Here is a 437-nt window from a genome sequence, read left to right as displayed (position 1 = left end):
GAAAAGCACATCGCCAAAATGCGAACCCTTTACCGCTCAAAGAGAAAGTGCTTGATTGAAGCGATAGATGAATTTTTGGGAGAAGATTTTTCTGTTAAAGGAGATGAGGCTGGACTGCATATCATTGTCCAATTACCTGCCTACTTAACGGAACAAGAAGCAATTGCAAGGGCTGATTCGCTCGGCATTGAAGTTGATTCCGTATCCCATATGTATCAAGAAACAAAATCCACCGACCGAGTGATCATTGGTTATGGGGCTCCGACTATTGGAGAAATTCGGAAGGGCATTCAATGGCTTGCATCGGTCTGGAAAAGTCCCTAAGTTAAATTTTTAAGGATGGGTTTCATACTTATCAACCGTTCGTAAAAGTACACTTTCCCAAACGCAAAGAAAGAGAAAAAGCTGTATTAGCTTCTTCTCTTCCTATAAGCCCT

Annotated in this window: 1 pseudogene; it reads left to right on the top strand. The window is 41.6% G+C overall.

The annotated features are described in order from the left end of the window. Positions 1 to 324, top strand: a pseudogene (locus AC2Q9J_RS17605) (MocR-like pyridoxine biosynthesis transcription factor PdxR); the annotation flags it as partial. Between the last annotated feature and the right edge of the window lie 113 nt (positions 325 to 437).

This window comes from Planococcus sp. RAB007_Raresut, assembly GCF_057369535.1.
The sequence above is the reverse complement of the archived record's forward strand: the minus strand, read 5'-3'. Positions and strand labels throughout refer to the sequence as shown.